Annotated in this window: 24 protein-coding genes; 11 read left to right on the forward strand and 13 right to left on the reverse strand. The window is 38.9% G+C overall.

Annotated features, from left to right (window positions below):
- Window positions 1-57: 57 nt before the first annotated feature.
- Window positions 58-486 carry a molybdopterin-binding protein gene (locus ACHB7C_RS00475; protein ID WP_131680695.1) on the forward strand — a complete coding sequence of 143 codons (429 nt, stop codon included), beginning with the start codon at window positions 58-60 and terminating at the stop codon, window positions 484-486.
- Between the two features lie 67 nt (window positions 487-553).
- Here ACHB7C_RS00475 and ACHB7C_RS00480 read toward each other — a convergent pair whose 3' ends face one another.
- On the reverse strand, window positions 554-994 hold the full coding sequence (locus ACHB7C_RS00480) for a hypothetical protein (RefSeq protein ID WP_247606725.1): 441 nt from the start codon (window positions 992-994) through the stop codon (window positions 554-556).
- A 172-nt stretch (window positions 995-1,166) separates the two neighbouring features.
- On the opposite strand from ACHB7C_RS00480, the gene ACHB7C_RS00485 reads away from it, so the two are divergent.
- Window positions 1,167-1,733, forward strand: coding sequence for an NAD(P)H-dependent oxidoreductase (locus ACHB7C_RS00485; RefSeq protein ID WP_198861284.1), 567 nt, complete (start codon window positions 1,167-1,169; stop codon window positions 1,731-1,733).
- Window positions 1,734-1,934: 201 nt separating this feature from the next.
- Window positions 1,935-2,225 (forward strand): putative quinol monooxygenase, encoded by a 291-nt coding sequence (locus ACHB7C_RS00490; protein ID WP_042848009.1) that lies wholly within the window; start codon window positions 1,935-1,937, stop codon window positions 2,223-2,225.
- An 8-nt stretch (window positions 2,226-2,233) separates the two neighbouring features.
- Here ACHB7C_RS00490 and ACHB7C_RS00495 read toward each other — a convergent pair whose 3' ends face one another.
- The gene (locus tag ACHB7C_RS00495) at window positions 2,234-2,815 is read right to left on the reverse strand and encodes a TetR/AcrR family transcriptional regulator (RefSeq protein ID WP_052219432.1); all 582 of its coding nucleotides are present in this window, start codon (window positions 2,813-2,815) and stop codon (window positions 2,234-2,236) included.
- Window positions 2,812-3,348, reverse strand: coding sequence for a dihydrofolate reductase family protein (locus ACHB7C_RS00500; protein WP_042848007.1), 537 nt, complete (start codon window positions 3,346-3,348; stop codon window positions 2,812-2,814). The genes ACHB7C_RS00495 and ACHB7C_RS00500 overlap by 4 nt, the downstream gene beginning before the upstream one ends.
- Before the next feature lie 231 nt (window positions 3,349-3,579).
- Between ACHB7C_RS00500 and ACHB7C_RS00505 the strand changes: the two genes are divergently transcribed.
- The 6 genes from ACHB7C_RS00505 to ACHB7C_RS00530 all read left to right on the forward strand — a co-directional run bounded on the left by ACHB7C_RS00505 (window position 3,580) and on the right by ACHB7C_RS00530 (window position 10,234).
- A complete protein-coding gene (locus ACHB7C_RS00505; RefSeq protein ID WP_042848005.1) occupies window positions 3,580-3,846 on the forward strand; it encodes a DUF2798 domain-containing protein in 267 nt (88 codons plus the stop codon).
- Window positions 3,847-3,922: 76 nt separating this feature from the next.
- Window positions 3,923-4,246: a YnfA family protein gene (locus ACHB7C_RS00510; RefSeq protein ID WP_131680692.1), complete on the forward strand. Its 324-nt coding sequence runs from the start codon at window positions 3,923-3,925 to the stop codon at window positions 4,244-4,246.
- A 736-nt stretch (window positions 4,247-4,982) separates the two neighbouring features.
- Window positions 4,983-8,030 carry a formate dehydrogenase-N subunit alpha gene (gene fdnG / locus ACHB7C_RS00515; RefSeq protein ID WP_395346124.1) on the forward strand — a complete coding sequence of 1,016 codons (3,048 nt, stop codon included), beginning with the start codon at window positions 4,983-4,985 and terminating at the stop codon, window positions 8,028-8,030.
- Between the two features lie 11 nt (window positions 8,031-8,041).
- Window positions 8,042-8,929 (forward strand): formate dehydrogenase subunit beta, encoded by an 888-nt coding sequence (fdxH, locus tag ACHB7C_RS00520; protein ID WP_164975524.1) that lies wholly within the window; start codon window positions 8,042-8,044, stop codon window positions 8,927-8,929.
- Window positions 8,922-9,578: a formate dehydrogenase-N subunit gamma gene (fdnI, locus tag ACHB7C_RS00525; protein WP_198861286.1), complete on the forward strand. Its 657-nt coding sequence runs from the start codon at window positions 8,922-8,924 to the stop codon at window positions 9,576-9,578. The genes fdxH and fdnI overlap by 8 nt, the downstream gene beginning before the upstream one ends.
- Before the next feature lie 197 nt (window positions 9,579-9,775).
- The gene (locus tag ACHB7C_RS00530) at window positions 9,776-10,234 is read left to right on the forward strand and encodes a YbaK/EbsC family protein (RefSeq protein ID WP_042847995.1); all 459 of its coding nucleotides are present in this window, start codon (window positions 9,776-9,778) and stop codon (window positions 10,232-10,234) included.
- Here ACHB7C_RS00530 and ACHB7C_RS00535 read toward each other — a convergent pair whose 3' ends face one another.
- Window positions 10,235-10,780, reverse strand: coding sequence for a GNAT family N-acetyltransferase (locus ACHB7C_RS00535; RefSeq protein WP_080750926.1), 546 nt, complete (start codon window positions 10,778-10,780; stop codon window positions 10,235-10,237).
- A gap of 2 nt (window positions 10,781-10,782) precedes the next feature.
- Window positions 10,783-11,229 carry a GNAT family N-acetyltransferase gene (locus tag ACHB7C_RS00540; RefSeq protein ID WP_042847992.1) on the reverse strand — a complete coding sequence of 149 codons (447 nt, stop codon included), beginning with the start codon at window positions 11,227-11,229 and terminating at the stop codon, window positions 10,783-10,785.
- Between the two features lie 223 nt (window positions 11,230-11,452).
- Here ACHB7C_RS00540 and agp point away from each other — a divergent pair, with 223 nt between their 5' ends.
- Complete coding sequence (agp, locus tag ACHB7C_RS00545; RefSeq protein ID WP_206226821.1) at window positions 11,453-12,706, forward strand: bifunctional glucose-1-phosphatase/inositol phosphatase; 1,254 nt, start codon at window positions 11,453-11,455, stop codon at window positions 12,704-12,706.
- Between the two features lie 130 nt (window positions 12,707-12,836).
- Window positions 12,837-13,304 carry a GNAT family N-acetyltransferase gene (locus ACHB7C_RS00550; protein ID WP_042847989.1) on the forward strand — a complete coding sequence of 156 codons (468 nt, stop codon included), beginning with the start codon at window positions 12,837-12,839 and terminating at the stop codon, window positions 13,302-13,304.
- Window positions 13,305-13,509: 205 nt separating this feature from the next.
- Here ACHB7C_RS00550 and ACHB7C_RS00555 read toward each other — a convergent pair whose 3' ends face one another.
- The 8 genes from ACHB7C_RS00555 to mdtG all read right to left on the reverse strand — a co-directional run bounded on the left by ACHB7C_RS00555 (window position 13,510) and on the right by mdtG (window position 22,169).
- Complete coding sequence (locus tag ACHB7C_RS00555; RefSeq protein WP_042847987.1) at window positions 13,510-13,947, reverse strand: universal stress protein; 438 nt, start codon at window positions 13,945-13,947, stop codon at window positions 13,510-13,512.
- Between the two features lie 218 nt (window positions 13,948-14,165).
- The gene (locus ACHB7C_RS00560; RefSeq protein ID WP_042847984.1) at window positions 14,166-14,735 is read right to left on the reverse strand and encodes a tetratricopeptide repeat protein; all 570 of its coding nucleotides are present in this window, start codon (window positions 14,733-14,735) and stop codon (window positions 14,166-14,168) included.
- Window positions 14,736-15,323: 588 nt separating this feature from the next.
- Window positions 15,324-15,731, reverse strand: coding sequence for an acyl-CoA thioesterase (locus ACHB7C_RS00565; protein WP_042847983.1), 408 nt, complete (start codon window positions 15,729-15,731; stop codon window positions 15,324-15,326).
- Between the two features lie 202 nt (window positions 15,732-15,933).
- Window positions 15,934-16,287 carry a hypothetical protein gene (locus ACHB7C_RS00570; RefSeq protein WP_042847982.1) on the reverse strand — a complete coding sequence of 118 codons (354 nt, stop codon included), beginning with the start codon at window positions 16,285-16,287 and terminating at the stop codon, window positions 15,934-15,936.
- A gap of 106 nt (window positions 16,288-16,393) precedes the next feature.
- Entirely contained in the window at window positions 16,394-17,812 is a 1,419-nt protein-coding gene (locus ACHB7C_RS00575) for an FAD-binding oxidoreductase (protein WP_042847981.1), read from the reverse strand.
- Between the two features lie 273 nt (window positions 17,813-18,085).
- Complete coding sequence (locus ACHB7C_RS00580; protein ID WP_129466689.1) at window positions 18,086-18,874, reverse strand: PhzF family phenazine biosynthesis protein; 789 nt, start codon at window positions 18,872-18,874, stop codon at window positions 18,086-18,088.
- Between the two features lie 156 nt (window positions 18,875-19,030).
- The gene (locus ACHB7C_RS00585; RefSeq protein ID WP_198861288.1) at window positions 19,031-20,560 is read right to left on the reverse strand and encodes a peptide MFS transporter; all 1,530 of its coding nucleotides are present in this window, start codon (window positions 20,558-20,560) and stop codon (window positions 19,031-19,033) included.
- Between the two features lie 382 nt (window positions 20,561-20,942).
- Window positions 20,943-22,169 (reverse strand): multidrug efflux MFS transporter MdtG, encoded by a 1,227-nt coding sequence (gene mdtG, locus ACHB7C_RS00590; protein WP_217008172.1) that lies wholly within the window; start codon window positions 22,167-22,169, stop codon window positions 20,943-20,945.
- Window positions 22,170-22,237: the final 68 nt, after the last annotated feature.

Consider the following 22,237-nt stretch of genomic DNA (forward strand, 5'->3'; position numbering starts at 1 on the left):
TGTATTAACATACAGATTGAATAGAGTATAAAGCAGCCATTTCATAGGGGATATATAATGACTATTTCGGCAAGAAACCAACTTTCAGGTGTTGTTGCATCCATTGGTGTTGGTGCTGTCAATGATGAAATTATTTTGGATTTAGCGAGTGGGGAAAGCATTACTGCGGTTATTACTAAAAATAGTACCGCACAGCTAGGTCTAGAAAAAGGGAAACCTGTAATTGCGGTTATTAAAGCGCCTTGGGTAGTCCTTGTTTCTGATGAGAATGAATATAATTTCTCTGCTCGTAACCAATTTAATGGCATTGTCGAGTCTATTGAAAAGGGCAGTGTGAATTCAGTGGTCAATTTAAGAACAAAAGCAGGTACTTTGTTATCTGCGGTGGTGACAAACAATAGTACCTCTGAGATGGGGTTAATGGTTAATAGCCCTGTGACTGCTATTATTAAAGCATCAAGTATTATTCTTGCAACGAAAAAATAAGTGTTTGATAAACTATTTATCAAAAGATGATTAAGGGGGTAAATAGAAATGATATTTACCGCCTTTTTTATTTAAGGTAAATGCCATCTAATTCCCAGTGATGTGTCAGCTCCCTTATAATGATTAAGAAAGCAGTAAACGAGGTGTCTGTTGGTAAAGTTGTTGAGTTAATAGGGCTACCATTGATGACATTAACCAACTCGTTAAATGCACTTTCAATCTGCTGGGTAGTTAAAAAATATTCTGTATTACCAGTGTGTTGCCAAATGGCCTTTAGTTTATTATCTCTATTAATCAGAACAGGGTTATTTATAAAGAGTTGCTTTCTAGCGGGAATGACCGTGTTTTCAATTAATTCAATGGCTATTTCTGCTTCATAAGGTGTTATTGGTGAGTGTTGAAATTTAAACCCATTAATACTGTCGCTACCAATAGGTAAGGTAATTTTATTGGATAGAAAAGAGAGATTGGTTTCTTGAGGCGTAATTTCTAATTGAATCGCATTCATTATGAAACCCCCAGTGAATACTGTATGTCTAGTTATGCTACACCGATTATTTTCAACTGTAAAAACATTTAAATATTCTAGATAATATATTTGAGCTTAGTCATTTTAGCCAATTAACAGTAAGTTATAATAAAAAATTAGATATTGATATTTTAATAAAAGGATAGATTTTATGGTGACAATTATATATGCACACCCTTGGAAAGGGAGCTTCTGCCAGTTTTTACTTGATAATATAACCAAAGGGTTAACCGAAAAAAAGAAAGATTATCAGGTAATTGACCTGCATAGAGATAAGTTTAACCCTGTGTTAGCAGAAGAAGAGCTCGCACTTTATTCCACCGGTAACTATATTGATCCTTTAGTTGGAAAATACCAAGAAATGTTGAAAAATAGCTCACAAGTTATTGTCATATTTCCTGTTTGGTGGATGGGAATGCCTGCAATTTTAAAAGGCTTTTTTGATAAAGTAATGCTTAACGGTTTTGCTTGGTATTATAACGAACAGCAGAAAAAATTATTACCTTTGCTAGACATCCCCAAAACTACTGTTGTCACGACATCAGAAGAAGCTACAAAATTTATTATTAAAGAGGGAGACCCTGTTAGTGATGCTATTTTTCATTGTATGACAGCGGTAGGTTTAAAAAATAGTAAATGGATGAATTGTGACTATGTAACCCAGGGAGGAAATGAACACCGCATGGCGTTTATAAATACAGTATTGAACGAAGTTTAATTATTTTAATATTAAATTTATTTATACTTTGATTCTATATAACGTGATTAAGTCTATTATCACGTTATGTTTTAAGGTTACGCAAATTCCGTAATAAAATAAAATATAATTTTGTTTTATTTGTAATTGTTTATCTTTAAGAATAAATAATGAAATTATGTGATAAATTAATTACTTTATCATTCATGATAGGGTGGTTTTATGTCTGAAGTTAGGATCATTGCAACGGTAATAGCAAAAGAAAACGAAGTTGCTTATGTTAGAGCCGCGGCAGAGTCAATTGTTAAGTCGAGCCATCAGGAAGAAGGTTGCCTTCAATATGAATTGCATCAGCTTCATGACAACTCTAATACATTTGTTTTCTTTGAGGTATGGCAGAGTCAAAAAGCCGTTGATAAGCATAATAATACACCGCACTTTAACGAGTTCATTAGCCAGGTAAAAGATAGGGTCGAACTGTTAGATGTGAAATTGATGAGTAAAATTGCCTAGGAGCACTATTATTTGCTATTTATCTTGAAAAGTAACATTTTAATAGTCTCACTGTAACTAAGTTCAGCAGTGTGGATGGCTTCAGGTGTGAATGAGGGAGCTTGATTTTTAGGGGATACTGATAGCGCTTCTCCATGAGTATAATCTATTAGGATATGCCCCCATTTCGTTGCTTCTATTTGAGATAAACCAAGTTTCATTAATTGTTGGGTGAGTATTTCGGTGATCCTTTTGGCTTGTTCTGGAAAAGCATTTGGGGAACTGAAAATAGCTAAGGTGATTTGCGGATAAAGGGTCACTTTTTGCCTGTAATGCAGTAATAGCGACTCGATTTGTTGGTAAAGGTCAGGCAAGTCAGGCAATTGAATATCTTGATAAAGCCTATTGGCAATAGCTTGTATTAAGGCATCTTTATCTGAAAAGTAATGATAGAGCGCCATCGGGTTGACGTTTATCTTTTTGGCCAGCATGCGCATAGATAGGTTATCAACCTTATTATCATCTAACATTTCAATAGCTTTAGTCACTATCAACTCTAAAGAGATAGTTTGCTGGTTAGCTGGCGGGCGGCCAGGCTTTTTATCTTTCACTTTAAAACCTCATATTTAGATTGCACAAAGCCGGAAGGGAAACTGCGTGTATGCAGGTGGTTGAGTAAAATATCGTGATTGAGGTCTCCAAATAATGGGCGCCCGCTCCCAAGTAGAATGGGGAGTTTAGTTATAATTAGGTCGCTAATCATACCCCTTTTTAAAAATGATTGAACCACTTGCCCTCCATCGATATAGACGTGTTGGCATCCTTCTAATTCCAGCATTTTCATCACATTTTCAGGGGATTGATCACTAAAACGAACTTTCCCCACTAAATGTTCAGGCACGGCTTGGTTGGTTAATGTAGAAGAAAGTACGACAACCGGAAGATTGTACACCCAAGGTGTGATATGACTTAGTGTTTCGAAGGTGCCGCTTCCCATCACAATCGCATCTATTTGATTGATAAATTGGTCATAGCCATGATCCTCATTAGAAGTATCAATGCACCCAAGCCAATCTATTTGCCCATCTTTACGTGCGATGTAGCCATCTAAACTAGTGGCAATAAATACATGCCCCGTAATCATATTTGTTCCCCATTGATTAATTATACGGTGTATAATAATTGGTTCTATGGTGCAAGTCTAGTGGGTAAAATGCTTTTTAGGGGATGGGCTAAATTGACAAAATTTTTGCTGCTTATAAAATAGCGGAGATTGGTCATTAGACTCGTAAGCGTTTACGTTAACCAACGCATATAACTTTTGGTCACACGAATAGTTATATGCTTATGTGTGCCAGTAACCTTGGAGTTTTTTATGCCAAATCAAAGTCGTAATTATGTATTAGGTATTCCCAAATTACCTGCTCGTGCGATGATCTTTCTAGTTCCTTTCTTTTTATCCCTTGTAATGAGTGGGATCGTTTCCCTTATTAGTACTGTTAGAGCGCTAGGTTTTACTTCGGAAGTTTTCCCATCTTGGGTTAGCTCTTGGGGGATTTCTTGGATGATTGCCTTTCCAACGGTGTTCTTTGTATTACCTATCGCGAGACGAATCTCATTAATGTTAGTTAAATCCTCATAAAAGCATGTGTTTTTTTCATACAGTCAGTTGCTATTATAGAAGGGAAATCAGTAGCGCTAATTTTGAATGGGGTCTTATGTCGATAAAAATTATTGGTTTGTTTTTTATCACTGCACTAGCTGAAATTGCAGGCTGTTATTTCCCTTATCTCTGGATGAAAAAACAGGGAGGGCCTTGGCTATTAATCCCTACAGCCTTAAGTTTGATGCTATTTGTCTGGTTATTGACATTACATCCAGAAGCCAGTGGCCGAATTTATGCATCTTACGGTGGGATATATATTGTCACAGCGTTAGTATGGCTAAAAGTTGTCGATGGGGTCGCACTTTTGGTAACTGACTGGGTTGGGGCTTTCGTTGTGCTTGTTGGCGCTGGTATCATTATTAGTGGCTGGGAGTAAAAAACAGATTATTATTTAGATAAAGTAATATCCCAAAAGAACGTCATTATTATTTCGCAAGTGAGTTCTCAATGAATTCACTTTTTCCATATTTAAACTATAAGCCTGCAAGAACCATAGATAGCCTAGTGCTGTTACTTCAAAAATACAGATAAGGTTGTCGTAAAACTGAGTTTTATTTTTATCTGGTGGCTTATTTATAAGACGGTTATTTTTTTGTTTATTATTATTTAAGTATCTGTGGTGATGTTCGGTATTTTTTATCATTATTGTTTCATATTAGAACAATTAAATATTAGTTTTGTAAAAAGCTAGACTAAGCTTGAGGGTTTTTGTAATTAATTGATTTTAAAGCATGTTAAATGATTCATGCTTATTTTTGTCAATGTTTTTTCCACCAGTTTTATATGGTGATAATTTATTTTTCATGAAATTAAATAAATTTAGTTTTTGGTCAGCTGTGATGTATTTCCTGAATTAATTTTCTTCTATTTTTATTTGTATTTTTTAAAATGCCAATGAAATGTATTTAACTAAAATATTTCAAAAAGTAACATTTGATCTAAGTCAATTTAACAATAATTACTCTATTGGTAGTATTTGTAATTGATGTTTAACTACTCAGTTAATATTAATTAAACTTTTATTTTCACTTTCATTGATTTTAGGCAATATCTAATCATATTAGGCTGCTATTCTCTCACCGATTTATACAAAAAATATAAAGAGGTTAGCAATGAACGTTAGTCGCAGAAAGTTTTTTAAAATCTGCGCTGGCGGGATGGCAGGTACAACTGTAGCTGCGTTAGGTTTTATGCCTGGAATGGCAATAGCTAATGTACGTGAATATAAATTACTACGCTCTAAAGAGACGCGTAACACTTGTACTTACTGTTCTGTCGGTTGTGGATTACTAATATATAGCATGGGCGATGGTGCCATGAATGCTAAGTCCGCGATATTCCATGTGGAAGGTGACTCCGACCACCCTGTAAACCGTGGTGCTTTATGCCCTAAAGGGGCTGGCCTGCTTGACTATATCCAGAGCGAAAATCGTTTACGTTATCCTGAATATAGAGCACCAGGCTCTGATAAATGGCAACGCATTAGCTGGGATGATGCTTTCACACGTATTGCCCGTTTAATGAAAGATGACCGCGATGCAAATTTCATGGAGAAAAACGCTGAGGGAACAACCGTAAACCGTTGGTTATCAACAGGGATGCTTTGTGCATCTGCTGCAAGTAACGAAACAGGAATGTTGACCCAAAAATTCGCGAGATCGCTAGGTATGCTGGCGGTTGATAACCAAGCACGTGTCTGACACGGACCAACGGTAGCAAGTCTTGCTCCAACATTTGGTCGCGGTGCGATGACCAACCACTGGGTTGATATCAAAAATGCCGATGTCGTCGTCGTAATGGGCGGTAACGCTGCGGAAGCACACCCTGTTGGGTTCCGCTGGGCAATTGAAGCGAAAAATAATAACAATGCAACACTGATTGTGGTCGACCCGCGTTTTACGCGTACGGCATCAGTGGCAGACCATTATGTTCCGATTCGTTCGGGTACCGATATTACATTCTTATCGGGCGTCTTGTTGTACCTGATTGAAAATAACAAAATAAACGCTGAATACGTTCAAAACTATACTAATGCGTCATTAATTGTTCGAGATGATTTTGACTTTGATGATGGCCTATTTAGTGGCTATAACGCAGATACACGTAGTTATGATAAAACCAGCTGGAACTACAAATTTGATGAAAATGGTCATGCGTTACGCGATGACACATTACAAGACCCTCGTTGTGTGTGGAATCTGCTTCACAAGCACGTGTCACGCTATACACCTGAAATTGTTGAGCAAATTTGTGGTACATCAAAGGCTGATTTCTTAAAAGTCTGTGAAATCTTAGCAACCACGAGTGCTTCAGATAAAGCAGGGACTTTCTTATACGCCTTAGGTTGGACACAGCATACGGTTGGTGCGCAAAATATTCGTACCATGGCAATGATCCAGTTACTACTTGGTAACATGGGGGTTGCTGGCGGTGGTGTTAATGCCTTACGTGGCCACTCAAATATTCAAGGTTTAACTGATCTAGGGTTATTATCGACCAGTCTGCCCGGCTATTTGACGTTGCCTTCAGAAAAACACCTGAATATTGATAGCTATCTGTCTGCTAATACACCAAAAGCAACCTTACCAAATCAAGTTAACTTTTGGAGTAACTACCCGAAATTCTTCGTCAGTTTAATGAAGTCTTTCTATGGTGATTCTGCACAAGCTGACAACCAGTGGGGCTATGATTGGTTACCTAAATGGGACCAAGCTTATGATGTAATGAAGTATTTTGACATGATGAGCCGTAATGAGGTCACGGGTTATATTTGTCAAGGATTTAACCCTGTAGCGTCATTCCCAGATAAAAACAAAGTTGTTAGCTGCCTCAGTAAGTTGAAATATTTGATTGTTGTCGACCCGTTAGTCACTGAAACTGCTAATTTCTGGCAAAACCACGGTGAAATGAATGATGTCGATACAGCTTCGATTCAAACTGAAGTTTTCCGTCTACCATCAACGTGTTTTGCAGAAGAAGATGGCTCTATCGCGAACTCTGGTCGTTGGTTGCAATGGCACTGGCAGGCAGCGGATGCTCCAGGTGAAGCGCGTAATGATGGCCAAATCTTGACAGGAATTTTATACAAAATTCGTGAGTTGTATGAAAAAGAAGGCGGTCAAGGCCAAGATCCTCTGATGCAGATGAAATGGAATTATAAACAGCAATTCCACCCTGAATCAGAAGAAGTGGCAAAAGAAAATAACGGAGTTGCACTGGCTGATCTGTACGATGCCGACGGCAATTTACAAGCGAAAAAAGGTGAACTTCTTAGCTCATTTGCCTTATTACGTGCTGACGGTACAACAGCATCTTCTTGCTGGATATACACGGGCAGTTGGACTGAAAAAGGCAACCAGATGGCGAATCGCGACAATAGTGACCCGTCTGGCATTGGTAACACATTAGGTTGGGCATGGGCGTGGCCGTTGAATCGTCGCGTTATTTATAACCGAGCATCTTGTGATACTAAAGGTAAGCCGTGGAATAAAGACCGTGTGCTAATTGAATGGAATGGCAAAAAATGGGTCGGTAATGATATTCCTGACTTTAATGCATCTGCACCAGAAGTCGGAACAGGTCCATTCATTATGCAACCAGAAGGGTTAGGGCGTTTATTTGCTATCGATAAGATGGCAGAAGGGCCATTCCCTGAGCACTATGAGCCTTTTGAAACGCCTCTTGGTACTAACCCATTACACCCGAATGTGGTTTCTAACCCTGCGGCACGGATCTTTGATGAGGACAAAAAACGTCTTGGCGACCACAAAGATTTCCCTTATGTCGGCACCACTTATCGTTTAACAGAGCACTTCCACACATGGACTAAGCATGCTCGTTTGAATGCGATTGCTCAGCCAGAGCAATTTGTTGAAATCAGCGAAACATTAGCGAAAGCCAAAGGAATTGCGTTAGGCGATAAGGTCAAAGTCAGTAGTAAACGTGGTTTTATCAAAGCCGTTGCGGTGGTAACGCCGAGATTACAAACCCTGATGGTGGACGGTAAACCAATTGAAACCGTTGGGTTACCTATTCACTGGGGTTTTGAAGGGGCTACGCAAAAAGGTTTTATCACCAATACGTTGACGCCATCTGTGGGGGACGCTAACTCTCAAACACCTGAGTATAAAGCGTTTTTAGTTAACATTGAGAAGGCGTAAGGGAGGGAACTATGTCCATGCAATCTCAAGACATTATTAAGCGTTCCGCGACCAATAGTATTACGCCTCCACCACAGGCGCGTGACGATAAATTTGAAGTTTGTAAGCTCATTGATGTGTCATCCTGTATAGGCTGTAAAGCTTGTCAGGTGGCATGTTCTGAATGGAATGATATTCGCGATGAAGTCGGGCATTGCGTTGGGGTTTATGATAACCCAACCGATCTTAGTGCAAAATCGTGGACGGTGATGCGTTTTAGTGAAACAAGCGAAAACGGTAAGCTGGAATGGTTAATCCGTAAAGATGGTTGTATGCACTGTGCAGACCCGGGTTGCCTAAAATCGTGCCCATCTGCGGGAGCGATCATTCAGTATTCAAATGGGATTGTTGATTTCCAATCGGAGCACTGTATTGGTTGTGGCTATTGTATTGCGGGTTGTCCTTTTAATGTACCACGCTTAAATCCTAAAGATAATCGTGTGTATAAATGTACTTTATGTGTTGATAGAGTTTCTGTCGGTCAAGAACCCGCTTGTGTGAAAACTTGCCCAACAGGTGCTATTCGCTTTGGTACGAAGAGGGAAATGCTGGAATACGGCGAAGAGCGTGTCACGAAATTAAAAAATCGAGGATATGCGCAAGCGGGGATTTACGATCCTGAAGGCGTGGGGGGAACTCACGTTGTTTATGTTCTTCATCATGCTGATAAACCGCAACTTTATCATGACTTACCGAAAGACCCACAAATTGATACTCCAATCAATCTGTGGCAGAGCGTCTTGAAACCACTTTCTGTTGCGGGCTTTATAGCCACCTTTGCAGGGTTAATTTTCCACTATGTGGGAATTGGACCGAACAAAGAAGTGAGTGATGATGAGGAGAAAGATGACCATGAGTAAAAAAAGCAAAATGATTGTGCGGACAAAGTTTATTGACCGCGCCTGTCACTGGACTGTTGTCATCAGCTTCTTTTTGGTTGCTTTGTCTGGTATCGCCTTATTTTTCCCAACACTGAAATGGTTGACGGAAACCTTTGGTACTCCACAAATGGGAAGAATTTTACACCCATTCTTTGGTGTACTGATATTCGTCGTATTGATGTTCATGTTTGTTCGTTTTGTGAAATACAATATTCCGGATAAGAAAGACCTTCCATGGATTAAAAATATTGTTGAAGTTCTCAAAGGTAATGAACATGAGGTGGCGGATGTAGGTAAGTATAATGCGGGGCAAAAAATGATGTTCTGGAGTATCATGAGTATGATTTTCGTACTACTGATCACTGGGATTATCATGTGGCGTCCTTATTTTGCTCATCTATTTCCTATGTGGATGGTTCGTTGGAGTATTTTGATCCACGCACTTTCCGCTATTATTCTAATCCACGCGATTCTAATCCATATGTATATGGCATTTTGGGTGAAAGGCTCAATTAATGGCATGATAGAAGGTAAGGTTAGCCGTCGCTGGGCGAGAAAACACCACCCTCGCTGGTATCGTGATGTTGAGGCGAAAGAAGCCAAAGCTGAAGCTGAAGGCAAAAAGTAATTTATTGTTAGATTAAGTCACATCAAGCCATCACTTTGTTTATACATTGTGGTGGCTTTTTTATTGGTTTTACCATGTTATTTATAGTTAAAATTAAATTCATGTAAAACCATTAGGTTGCAAGATGGCGAAATTTTAGTAAGGTAAAAATCGTCATATGACAAAGTGACTTGCCACCAATGATAACGAGAAAATATATGAGTATACAATCTGTTAGGGCATTTTTAGCGCAACATGCCCCCGATATTGACATTATAGAAACTGACACCCCAACAGCAACAGTGCAACAAGCGGCAATAGTACATAATGTTGAAGCAAACCAAATCGCAAAAACACTGTCACTTAAACTTAAAAATGAGGTCGTTTTAGTCGTGTGTGCAGGGGAAGCGCGGCTTGATAACCAAAAAGTAAAACAAGTATTGGGGGCAAAAGCGAGAATGTTACGAGCGGATGAGGTTGTAGACTCCACAAGCCATCCGGTTGGCGGTGTTTGCCCGTTTGGCTTGCCCCGAGACCTAGTTATTTACTGTGATATTTCACTACAACAATATAGCGAAGTGCTACCCGCTGCAGGGTCAGTGAATAGTGCTATACGTATTTCACCAACTCGTCTGTTAGAACTTGTCAAAGCATCATGGGTTGATATTTGCCAGTAATCAATCGTGAGCTGTTATGCGGTAAAGTACATGTTCTTGTAGCCAATGGCCATCAGGTAAGGCTGGGTGATAAAAATTATTTGGTTGTTTTATCATGCCTAGTCTTTTCATTACCAATTCTGATGGTGTATTAGGTACCGCAGTAAATGCAACTAGCTCGGCAATCTGTAATTGTTCGAAAGCTAATTGGATCACCGCTTTTGCCCCTTCAGTTGCCAAGCCTTGATGCCAGAATTCAGGTAATAAACGCCAGCCTATCTCAATGCAGGGAGAAAAAGGCAATGTTTTAGCCGGGGTGTTTAAACCAATAAACCCAATGAATTCATTGGTAGACTTCAATTCAACAGCCCATAACCCCCAGCCGCCTTGTTGGGAAAACTTATCGATGATTGTGGCCAGCATTTCGGTACTTTGCTGCTCGCTTAGCACTGAAGGGAAATAACGCATCACCTCTGGGTGGCTGTTCATCAGTGTAAATGGCAGTTTATCTTTTTCTTGCCACATTCTTAGGAGTAAGCGAGGGGTTTCTAACTCAATAATTTTCATGGTTATTGTGCCACAGGGTTAAGGCGCATATGTAGAATAGGATATGGGTTTCCTTCTCCATCTAATTCAGAACGAGCATATTGTGTAAAACCCATATGCTGATAAAAACCAATGGCTTGAGGGTTTTGTTCGTTAACGTCTAGCTCTGTAATACCCAGAGTGTCAATTGCATATTGCAGTAGCTTTTTCCCCGTACCTTGGCCTCTGTTTTCTGGCGAAATAAACAGCATTTCGAGACGATGCTCATCACAGCCCAGAAAACCAATCATATTGCCTAGGTCATCAAATGTGACAAATACAGCTAAATTAGGTAAGTAAATGTCTTTAATTGCCACTTTTAATTCAGCAATTTTTTCTTCGGGTAAAAAGTGATGTGTGGCTCTAACAGATGACTCCCAAACACGAATAATTTCATTATCGTGTGCACGTGTGGCGGTTTGGACTATCATTATATTTACTCCTTATATTTATGGGGTGATCTTAATTATCCAATATGGTATGTCAATGACCTTTTTAATTTTGGTTAAGGTTGTTTTTGAGATATTTATCGCAGAAAAAAAAGCTAACTAATTCATTATTAGATGAGTCGTAATATTGGGCGTGAAGTCTGGGCGTCTGACTTTTTTATAGGGTACTTTTTCATTTTTTGATTGGATCTTAGGGGTATATTTAATGAAATATAAATTGCTAACATTCTGTTTATCTGCCGCATTATTCACACCTATCGCGCCAGCGCTAGCTAATACAGACAACCAAACTGATATGGTTTTAGACCAAGTTTTAGTGCTTAGTCGCCATAACTTACGAACACCAATTGTTAACACAGGCGTTCTTACTGAGATTACCGATAAAAAATGGCCTGCTTGGGATGCACATAGTGGTTATCTCACCACCAAAGGTGGGGCTTTAGAAGTGTATATGGGGCATTATTTTCGGGAATGGATAGACCAAAACAAATTATTAGCGGATGAGCTATGCCCAACCAGCAGTGAGGATATTTACCTTTATACTAACAGCCTACAAAGAACCATAGCGACAGCCCAATTTTTCGCTGCGGGTGCTTTCCCCGGTTGTAAAGTGAATATCCACCATCAACCTGAAATTGGTAAAATGGACCCCGTATTTAACCCTATTATTACCAACGGAAGCCCAGAGTTCAAACAAAAAGCACTCTCAGCAATGGATGATTATTTGAATGGTTTATCGCTGAAAGCCGGCTATGAAGAGCTTGATACCGTTTTGAACATTAAAGATTCCCAGAAATGTAAAACGGATAAATTATGTAATTTAAATAGCCAGAAAAATAGTTTTATTATTGAAGAAAATAAAGAGCCTGGGGTTAGCGGTCCATTAAAAATGGCCAATTCAGCTGTAGATGCTATCGACCTGCAATATTATGAAGGTTTCCCTGCTGATGAAGTCGCTTGGGGCATGGTCAATTCGCCAGAAAAATGGCAAAAATTAAACACATTAAAAAATGCTTATCAAGAGACGCTGTTTACACCAAAATTGATTGCTAAGAATGTTGCACACCCAATATTAAATTACATTGATAAAGGTTTTGTGTCAGTTGATAAGGGCGAAACTGCAAAATTTATTTTCTTAGTCGGCCACGATTCAAATATTGCGTCGTTGATGTCAGCGATGGATTTTAAACCTTATCAATTACCTCAGCAGTATGAACATACGCCGATTGGTGGGAAATTAGTCTTTCAGCGTTGGACTGATAAACAGGTTAATAAAGATTTTATGAAAGTAGAATATGTTTATCAAACGGCTGATCAACTGAGAGATAATGCTTACTTGTCTCTGCAAACACCACCACAACATGTCACGTTGGAGCTAAAAGGTTGCCCTATTGATAAAAATGGATATTGCTCATGGGAAGACTTCCAAAAAGTCATGGCAATGGCACTAGAGCAATAATGGGTTAATTGCTATGCTAATAGCCCATTCTATTGAGTGGGCTATTGTTTTAATATGATATTTAAATTATGTTCAAAACCGCTAATCAATTTTTCGCTGACTGTATAATATGAGTAATAACTAGGTAACTATGTTGATAGAGTTTCGTAAGTTAAGTCAAATCTGCACCGCAGATATTATTGCATTGAATACCCATCCATTAGTTTTAAAACATATGCCACTGGGTAATAACCAATTTGATGAGGCATTTTGTCGCGATTGGGTTGCTGGCAAAGAGCAACATTGGGGTCAACATGGCTATGGTGTGTGGGCAATCATGATTGATGAGCAATTTGCAGGGTGGGGTGGTTTACAAAATGAAGCCGGTGATGCGGATTTGGCTTTAGTGTTACATCCTGATTTCTGGGGAGCAGGGAAATGCTTGGTGGAGCGCATGATAAATAAAGCATTTACGTCACTTAATGTTGACTCTGTAACGATCCACTTACCTTTAACTCGCTTGAAATTATCAGCAATTTTGCGCTATGGTTTTGTTGAAGAGGCACTCGTAGATTTTGATGGGGTACCCTTCAAGCGTTTTCGCTTAAATAAAAGCTAAGTAAATGACATAAAAAAATCCCTGCTATAAAAGCAGGGAGTGAAAAAAATCACGAAAATGTTTATGAGCCTTTAATGTACCCTAAATAGGTCTTAAATAGTCTGATAAAGTGTATGCCTTTATTGTTTTTTGTAACAATCATTAAAGCTAAACTTTTCATTTGTAAAATGAGCTGACCTAGCTATATATATATTATTAGTCTTTATTATCGGACGACTAATACGCTTGTCTTAGCATAACGCACTACAGATGCGGCATTAGAGCCTAATAAGTAGGTTGACATGCTCGGACGACGTGAACCGAGTAAAATAATATCAGCGTTGATATCTTCAGCAACGGCAATAATTTCATCTTTAACAGAGCCAATAGTCGCTTTTGCATGCACTTTATCTGCAGGAACCGAGAACAATTTAATTTTTTCTTTCAATTCAGCAAGGATAAGCTCAGCTTGTTTTGCATCATCTGGAAAATCACCTGGTAAAATGGTGCCACCATAACGTAAATAGTTAGAGATTGGTGCAGTTACAGCAAGAAAGTGTACCGTCGCATTATTTAATTTCTGTAGCGAATTAACATGGGGTACTAATAGGTTGGTGAGTGCGTCTTCGGTTACATCGATCGGAACTAAAATTGTATTGTACATATATTCTCCTTTTTTCTTTTATATTATAAGTTTAGAACATTATCATATATTTTGATATTGATTATCCATAAATTAATAATAACGAATTTTAAAGTTAAAGGTTGTGAGCAAGTAGTCGCAATACATTTTTTATGGGGAAAAGAAAAAGGAAAAGGCTCGGCACCCTCATTTTGAGTATTGAGTTTGCCAAGCCAGAGGGAGTTCGTGAACAGTATAAATTATTTCTTGTTACAGGCTTCTTTCAACCCTGCTTTACAAGCTTGTGCTAGATAATCCGCGGCGGCTTTTTCATCTATCTCAGTGCCTTCACCATTGTTTAGCATTTTACCAATTTGGTATTGGGCAGGTGGGAACTTTTTATCAGCCGATTTTTTAAACCATTCAAAGGCGGTAATATAGTTTTGCTTTACACCAATACCTTGGTAGTAAAATTGCCCCATATAATTTTGAGCTTCAACGTTACCTTTATTAGCTGATTTTTCAAATAAATCCATCGCTGTTTCAAGGTTTTCCTCAACGCCGTTTCCATTTAAATACATATCGCCCAAAAATAGTTGTGCGTCAGAGTTACCTTTATTTGATGCCATAGTTAGCCATTTTTTGGCTTTTCCATAATCTTGTTTGAGTTCATTACCAAGGTAATAGCCGATGCCAAGCATAACTTGTGCTTTAATATCGCCTTTTTGAGCTTCTTGCTCAATTCTTTTAATTGTCTCTTTAGGGACCGCAGCGACGCTATGGTTTATGGAGAAGGTAAATAAAAGAATAAGTGAGAGAATTCTAAGCATAATTTTATATCTTATATGTGTAATGTTCATTTTTATTATCAAAAAGCGATGGTAATCTGTATCTTTTATTGCTGAAAGTTAACAATGCGAAACATCTTTTTAAAGAAAAACCTAGGCTACTACCAATAATACAATAAAGTTAAACTCAATGGATATACGCATTTTTTAGGTAATGAATATCTCTGGATACTCTACGACTATAACTAAAAAATATCAATATCTAATGGTAATTACAACTTATTGGAGTATAAAAACAAGGTCTTTTAGTAACGTGATGTGTTTATTGTAACAAGATACTAATAATAATTAAATTGTCTTAATAAGTATGTTTTGACTTAGATGCTAGTAATATATTGTATATATTAGAAGTGGGGAAAGAGGTTAAGTTTATTAAACATATTTAGATTATTATGCCAGAAAGCTGTTATTTTTAACTTAAAAATAGACACTGACAATAATTAAAAGTATTCGAAAGTAATTAACACATAATGAGTGACATATGCGGTATTAAAAAGGCGTAAATAAAAGTAGGTACATCTACGCCTTTTAGCGAAAGAAAAACAAGCCTTTCTTCACGAGGTTAAAGGGTTATTCCCCAAATAGTGGGGTAGGCTTACCGTTGTCATCAATAGCGACGAAATTAAACTGGCCATGGATCACTTCTTCACGACCTTCAGAATACATATCTTCTAAAAAGATAGAGACATTGACTGTTAGACTGGTTCTACCAACTCGAATGACTTTGCCAACGAGTTCTACAATGGTTCCCGAAGGAATTGGATGGGTAAAGTTGATTTTTTCTGTTGAAACGGTGACAAGGCGTTTACGACTAAAACGCGTAGCAGTAATAAAGGAAACTTCATCCATCCAAGCGAGTGCAGTACCGCCAAACAAAGTACTATGGTGGTTAGTGGTGGTTGGGAACACGACTTTAGAGACGCGGGAAATTGATTGTTCAATTTTTTGTGCGATGACATCATCAGCAATGGAACTCATGGTTCAGCCTTACAGTTGTTACTTAGTGTATAAATAATGTTAAAAGGTAAGTGTAATACTCATTACAAATAAATTCATCTGTAAATGTGAAGTGAATCGTTCCAGTGACGTTTTTTTTGTTAATGAGAAAAATAATAAGGAAATCTTAAAGACCTATTATTTTATTAATATGCCTTTAAGATTATTGTGAGGTGGGTAACCTCTAATTATCTGAATATTCGGCACTCATACGAATAGCCTTTGCTTTATCCCCGCTTTTGACACAGGAAACAAGAAAAGCTTTCGATTCAGACCAAATGGTGGCTGAAAATTCGCCATCAATATCTTTTTCGATGGTAACTGGGTATGTTTTTACACCGTCGAGCCACTCTATCAGCCCTGATTTGCAGGTAGGGAAGTCATCTTTTGCGATTGAACCATCTAAAGAAGGTACCAATATAGACGGTTTATTATTTGCAGCAATCAGACTTTCTAGCTGTTCAACCGTATAATTTTTTTCACTAAATGCGACAGTACTGACCAGTGCAATAGCTATCCCTAATATTAACTTATTCATAATCACTCCATTTGAATTAAGTCTAGAATGTTAGTGAATAGAATTAGAATAGGCAACAAGAAAACCCTTAAAAAATATAAGGGTTTTCTTGGGGGATAATTAAATATTAGCTAAATCTGTACAGGCTAAATGGCTTAACATCTAACATAGGTTCTTTGCCGAGTAACAGGTCGGCTGTGATTTCTGACGAAACTGGGCTTTCTGTCATACCCCAGCCTGTTGCCGTATTAATTACCAGACCTGGGTACTCTTTGACTTGAGAAATGATAGGGTGCTCATCCGGCGCGATAGCCATTGCACCACTCCATTGGTCAATAAGTTTAGAATCTTTAAAGGCTGGGAATTCAGTTTTTAGTTTCTCAAATGAAGCATTTAATTCTGGTAAGTCTGGTAATGCAGTCATATTTCTGTGTTTTTCGAATGGTGAAACTTCATCCAATCTCCAGCTTGTTGGCTCTGTGAATGAATTAATCAATTGTTCATTCAAGGAAATATGAACAGGGAAATCAGGCATAGATAACAGAGGGATATATTTATAACCGTACACGAAAGAATCTTTAACAACAGGGGCAACGATCACTCGAGGTGACGTTGCGTAGGTGCCATCGGCTTGTTCACGGAAGAAAATATTACCCGGTAAAGCGACGTTACCACCAGGAGCTGTTGCGGAGCCAGAGATCAACTGCTGTGATTGATATGCAGGTAGGGTTGGGACATCAACACCTAGATTTTGCATAAATAGTCTAGACCAAACTCCGCCAGCAACAACAACACGGGAAGTTTTGATTGCCCCTTTTTCAGTCACAACATCAGAAATGACCCCAGCTTGTGTTTCTAAGCCACGCGCTGCACAGTTGGTGTAAATTTTAACCCCAATCTTTTTCGCATAATCAGCCATAACAAAAGCGGCTATTTCTGCATCTAGGCTACCAGAGTCTTCTTCAAAGCCAGCTATTTTCCAGTCTGATTGTGCGCCTTTCAAACGTTGATTTAACTCAGCGCCTTCAATGATACGTGTTTTGAAAGGAATATCTGAACCAACGTTTTTATTTCTACTGTCGATCCACTCTCTGACGTTAACTAAGTCTTCTTCATCGAGGGGAACTTCAACGCGACCTTGTGTGCGATAGCTGGTATCTGCGCCGACTTTAGCATTCATTTCTCTCCAACGTTGTTTAGCAATGTGATGGAGTAAGAATGTTTCATCAGGCATTTTATAGGTAATCACTTGGCCGTAGAAGCGTGAAGACTGCTCCCCAGCGATATTCCCTTTTTCAACTACCACAACATTTAAACCGCGCTCAACAAGGTTTATGGCGGTCATAATTCCTAGAATTCCAGCACCAATAACAACTACGTCAGCCTGCTGCGGTAACGCGCCTTCTGTTCCTTCTACAAAACCATATCTTGGTTTACCGGGAACAAACCTACCCTCACGAGTTAACATTGGAGTTAAAATTCCAGCACCAGCAGCAACGGTAACAACTGCACCACCGATAAGAAATTTTCTTCTAGTAATAGCCATCTTATTGAGTTCCTTGTATTGAATGAGTTTTAACAATTAATCAATGCTTCAATTAGTAATACTTATAATTGTAATTATATTTTTAATAATAATTATAAGTGTAAACTAATTTAATGAATAATTAAAACTATTAATTAAATGTTAAAAAAATATTTAATTGTTTATTGCAAGGAGGTGGGGAGCCGATACTTTGTACATCCATTGAGGATGTTATCGGCGAGTTGACTGGATAAAAGGAAAAATAAAATGATTTTTAATTTGTTGATTTATAGGTTAAATATGGATTTTTCCTGTTAGGAATAAAGTGGCTTTACCTGTTAATCTCACGCGATTAGCCGTGAGTTCACAAAGCATAACACCACCTCGCGCTGAAAGTTGTTTACCAACTAACTGCAATTTATTTAACCGATTAGCCCACAATGGTGCTATTGCACAATGTGAGGTACCCGTTACTGGGTCCTCATTGACCCCTTTTGCAGGAGCAAAATAACGAGAAACGAAGTCATAACCCTGTTCAGCACTTTTAGCTGTAATAACTAATCCAGGTAGTGGAAGCTGCGATAATTTGAACAAATTAGGTTGGCAGGATTGGACTTGTTCCTCGTTTTCAAGGAAACATAAGTAACGGTCTTTTGCTATCCAAAGCTCTTGAAGTTCCACACCAAGGATCTCCTCTAATTGTGGATATTGCGTAGGTTCACTTTGTATAGAACTTAGGGCTGGGAAATCGAGGGTAAATCCTCGAGAGCTTGGTGTGATAGTTAATTCCCCTGAAAGAGACGTCAATGTGAGAGGGTTATTATTTTGTTTTAATACCTCGTTAAGTACAAAAGCGGCGGCCAATGTTGCATGACCACATAATTTAACTTCAACTTTTGGTGTAAACCAGCGGATATGGTGCCCGACTAAAAAAGCGGTTTCTGATAAATTAATTTCGGCTGCAATTGCAATTAACTTTTCATCCGGTAACCAGTCATCAAGTAAAACAATAGCGGCGGGGTTACCGTGAAAAAGCGTATCAGTAAAGGCATCAACATAATAAATTGGCAATGAAAGGCTCATTTTAGGCTTCCCTAATGGGCGAAAAGAGGATGAAAGAAGGGCAGTATAGCGTCTATTTTATTAAAAAATAATAAGCTAATTATGGTGAATGGTATTATAACGTGAGAAACCCGTTAGCTCTGTTAGCTAACGGGATTTGGTGATTAATACTTGTGATTAAGCATTAGCTTCGTTTTTATCGGCATTTTTCAACATTTTTCTGACAGGGATAATCAGTGCAGCTAAAACAATTGCACAGATCACCAGCGCAATAGAAACATGAGAGAATAACTCAGGCATAGAATCTAATTGGTCTTTGCGGATATTACCGCCCATGATACCAGCAGCAAGGTTACCTAATGCACTAGCACAGAACCATAAGCCCATGACTTGCCCACGCATTTTTTGTGGCGCTAATAGTGTCATTGTCGCAAGCCCAATAGGGCTTAAGCATAATTCACCCAATGTAAGCAGTAAAATGCTCGCTACTAACCAAAATGGGGATACACCGCTTTGAGTGGCGAGAACTTGGTTTGCGGCTACCATCATGATAGCAAAGCCAGCAGCAGCAAATAAAATACCAATCACAAATTTAGTCATGCTGCTTGGGTTCATGTTGCGTTTAGCTAACGAAGGCCAAAACCAACTAAATACCGGTGCTAACAGAATGATAAATAACGCGTTAATTGATTGGAACCAAATAGTAGGGATTTCGAAACTGCCCATTTGGCGGTCAGTATAGTCACGAGCAAAAATATTAAAAGAGGTTGGTTTTTGCTCAAATGCTGACCAGAAGAAGGCCGCTGCGACCAGTAAAATTAAACAGGCAATTAGGCGAGAACGTTCGCTGCTGTTTAAGCCCCCAAAGAAAAACATAAATAAGAAATAGAGACCCACACAAGCGGAAATTACATAAGCCGAGCTTTTGGCTATCATTGAAGCATTAAATGGGATCGTTCCGTTGTTGATTAATACGACAAGAATAGCCAACAGCACCATCGATAATGTAACCCACTTACCGACATTTTTGCGTTGAACAGTAGGGCGGTTCCATGTGGAATCGAGGCCGACTTCTTTATCATAACGGCGCATTTGTGGAATAGCGTAGAAGCGGAAGATAAGCAAAGCAATTAACATACCTACGCCACCAAGGCCAAAACCTATGTGCCAGCCATACTTTTCATGTAATGGGCCTATGATTAATGGGGCTATGAATGAACCCATGTTAATCCCCATATAAAATAGAGAGAAACCGCCATCACGGCGTGTATCTTCTTTCTTATATAAGGTACCGACCATAACGGTAATACAGGTTTTAAATAACCCGGTTCCCAAGACAATCAGTAATAAGCCTACGAAAAAGAAAGTATTGGTTAAAAAGGCGGACATTGCGATGGATAAGTGCCCAAATGCAATAATTAATGAGCCATACCATACCGCACGACGTTGCCCTAGCCAGTTATCAGCTAACCAGCCACCGGGTAATGACGTGATGTATACACCGCCAGCAAAAATCCCGACGATAGCGGAAGCTTGTTCAATGGGTAATTCCATTCCGCCTTGTAATAATGCCGCACTCATAAACAGGATAAGTAACGGACGAACACCATAAAAAGAAAAACGTTCCCACATTTCTGTGAGGAAAAGCGAACTCAATGGGTATGGATGCCCAAAAAAAGTTTTTGTTTTAGTCGCAGAATTATTCATCTGTGAACTCCCATAAATTATCTCTTGAGAGGTTGTGCATGATTTAAAACACCAAGCCGAGCGCTTGAGTGTCAATTATTATTGATATGTTAACTTTCAGTTCGGAAACATATTTTTAACATACATTATTATAGAATCGCCTATATACAGAATGAATTTATAGTAAAAGGCCATATTTTAAGGTGAAAATTCGATATAACTCTCATTTTTCACGATAAGGTAGGGGAAGATACAGGATTTTTGTTGACAATAAAAGAAAGATTTTTGAATCGATTAAGTTGTTTAAAAACAATTGGTTATATTATTTCTGGTTAGATTTTCACTCGGTAAGTCAGTAAAGCTTAGAAATCATCGGGTTTTTGTGCAATAAATAGCTTGTTAGTTATGGGTCTGAAGGTGATGCGCGTAAGTCATCGGACTGGCGCCTGATGACTAACCATGAATAGATTAAGTTGACGAGAACCAAAGCGGATGTGAAGAAAAATACCGCCCTAAAACCATAACTTGCTGCAACAAATGACCCCAATAAAGGCCCTGTCACATTGCCGACATCGCGCAGTGCTTGGTTATAGCTGAAAATTCGCCCGGTAACTTGGTGAGAAATGTTATAAATAATCAAGGTTTGCACTGCGGGTAAGAGCGCCGCATTTAAGGCTCCGAGCATAAATCGCAGAAAGCCTAATTCCCAATAACTCCCAACAAGGCCCATAGGAAATAGAATGAAGATAGAGGTACCTAGTGCCGCAAGTAAAACTTTTTCAGGGCCTATTCGGTCACTAAGCTTACCTAGCATCGGAGCGCTAATTAAAGCTGCTACGCCAGGTATAGAGGCAATAACCCCACTGACAAACGCGAGGTTTTCTAAAGAATGGGATAGGTCACGGACATAGAGGGTGATAACAGGGTTTATTGACCCCATAGCGGCTTGGATAATCATGGTGGTGAAAAACAAGCTAATCACTAGGTTTTTATTACGTAATGAAGCAAAAACTTGTTTACCTGACAGTGCGTCTTTACGTGAAACAGGGGTGAAACGTTCCCGTACATAGAAAAGAGTGACAAAAAAGCAAATGAATAAGACGGTGGCGGTGATAAAAAATACTGGGCGTAGGCCATATTGGTCAGCAAGTAAGCCACCAATCAGTGGGCCAATCAGAGCCCCACTGACCGCACCTGTCGCGAGAACCCCCATTGCCCAACCACTTTTTTTCACTGGGACTTGAGTGGCGATCAGTGCGTTGGCATTGGGGACAAACCCACCTAGCAGGCCCAGTAATGCCCTTAAAGCCAGTAGTTGCCAGATATTTTGCGCAAAGCCAATTAATACCATCACGATAGCCATACCTAAGGCAGAACGTAATAACATTAATTTACGCCCTTTACGGTCGGACAAGCGCCCCCAAAATGGTGCCGCAATGGCTGAAAATAAGAAGGTAATACTGAAAACTGCGCCGGTCCATAAGTTCAACGAAGCATGGTCTTTGACACCGAGTTGCTCGATGTAAAGGGGGAGAAAAGGCATAATCAAGCTAAAGGCGGCACCGGTTAAAAAACACCCGAACCACACAACGTAGAGATTTCGTTTCCAATAGCCTGTTTTTCCTGTCATACATTGTCCTTCAGTATTGCTGGCTTCACTTAGTTGCCCCTTATACGACGAAATTTTAAAGGGGCTTC

It is taken from the genome of Providencia sp. 2024EL-00732 (genome assembly GCF_044006275.1).
Taxonomy (GTDB): Bacteria; Pseudomonadota; Gammaproteobacteria; order Enterobacterales; family Enterobacteriaceae; genus Providencia; species Providencia huashanensis.

Excerpts from the sequence above, each read along its gene's own strand:
- ACHB7C_RS00485 (WP_198861284.1), top strand. The coding sequence starts at position 1,167 with ATGGTGACAATTATATATGCACACCCTTGGAAAGGGAGCTTCTGCCAG.
- mdtG (WP_217008172.1), bottom strand. The coding sequence starts at position 22,169 with ATGACAGGAAAAACAGGCTATTGGAAACGAAATCTCTACGTTGTGTGG.
- ACHB7C_RS00530 (WP_042847995.1), top strand. The coding sequence starts at position 9,776 with ATGAGTATACAATCTGTTAGGGCATTTTTAGCGCAACATGCCCCCGAT.
- ACHB7C_RS00490 (WP_042848009.1), top strand. The coding sequence starts at position 1,935 with ATGTCTGAAGTTAGGATCATTGCAACGGTAATAGCAAAAGAAAACGAA.
- ACHB7C_RS00565 (WP_042847983.1), bottom strand. The coding sequence starts at position 15,731 with ATGAGTTCCATTGCTGATGATGTCATCGCACAAAAAATTGAACAATCA.
- ACHB7C_RS00560 (WP_042847984.1), bottom strand. The coding sequence starts at position 14,735 with ATGCTTAGAATTCTCTCACTTATTCTTTTATTTACCTTCTCCATAAAC.
- ACHB7C_RS00510 (WP_131680692.1), top strand. The coding sequence starts at position 3,923 with ATGTCGATAAAAATTATTGGTTTGTTTTTTATCACTGCACTAGCTGAA.
- fdnI (WP_198861286.1), top strand. The coding sequence starts at position 8,922 with ATGAGTAAAAAAAGCAAAATGATTGTGCGGACAAAGTTTATTGACCGC.
- ACHB7C_RS00505 (WP_042848005.1), top strand. The coding sequence starts at position 3,580 with ATGCCAAATCAAAGTCGTAATTATGTATTAGGTATTCCCAAATTACCT.
- ACHB7C_RS00570 (WP_042847982.1), bottom strand. The coding sequence starts at position 16,287 with ATGAATAAGTTAATATTAGGGATAGCTATTGCACTGGTCAGTACTGTC.
- ACHB7C_RS00585 (WP_198861288.1), bottom strand. The coding sequence starts at position 20,560 with ATGAATAATTCTGCGACTAAAACAAAAACTTTTTTTGGGCATCCATAC.
- ACHB7C_RS00575 (WP_042847981.1), bottom strand. The coding sequence starts at position 17,812 with ATGGCTATTACTAGAAGAAAATTTCTTATCGGTGGTGCAGTTGTTACC.
- ACHB7C_RS00480 (WP_247606725.1), bottom strand. The coding sequence starts at position 994 with ATGAATGCGATTCAATTAGAAATTACGCCTCAAGAAACCAATCTCTCT.
- ACHB7C_RS00535 (WP_080750926.1), bottom strand. The coding sequence starts at position 10,780 with ATGAAAATTATTGAGTTAGAAACCCCTCGCTTACTCCTAAGAATGTGG.
- ACHB7C_RS00550 (WP_042847989.1), top strand. The coding sequence starts at position 12,837 with ATGTTGATAGAGTTTCGTAAGTTAAGTCAAATCTGCACCGCAGATATT.
- ACHB7C_RS00475 (WP_131680695.1), top strand. The coding sequence starts at position 58 with ATGACTATTTCGGCAAGAAACCAACTTTCAGGTGTTGTTGCATCCATT.
- ACHB7C_RS00540 (WP_042847992.1), bottom strand. The coding sequence starts at position 11,229 with ATGATAGTCCAAACCGCCACACGTGCACACGATAATGAAATTATTCGT.
- agp (WP_206226821.1), top strand. The coding sequence starts at position 11,453 with ATGAAATATAAATTGCTAACATTCTGTTTATCTGCCGCATTATTCACA.
- fdxH (WP_164975524.1), top strand. The coding sequence starts at position 8,042 with ATGTCCATGCAATCTCAAGACATTATTAAGCGTTCCGCGACCAATAGT.
- ACHB7C_RS00580 (WP_129466689.1), bottom strand. The coding sequence starts at position 18,874 with ATGAGCCTTTCATTGCCAATTTATTATGTTGATGCCTTTACTGATACG.
- ACHB7C_RS00555 (WP_042847987.1), bottom strand. The coding sequence starts at position 13,947 with ATGTACAATACAATTTTAGTTCCGATCGATGTAACCGAAGACGCACTC.
- ACHB7C_RS00500 (WP_042848007.1), bottom strand. The coding sequence starts at position 3,348 with ATGATTACGGGGCATGTATTTATTGCCACTAGTTTAGATGGCTACATC.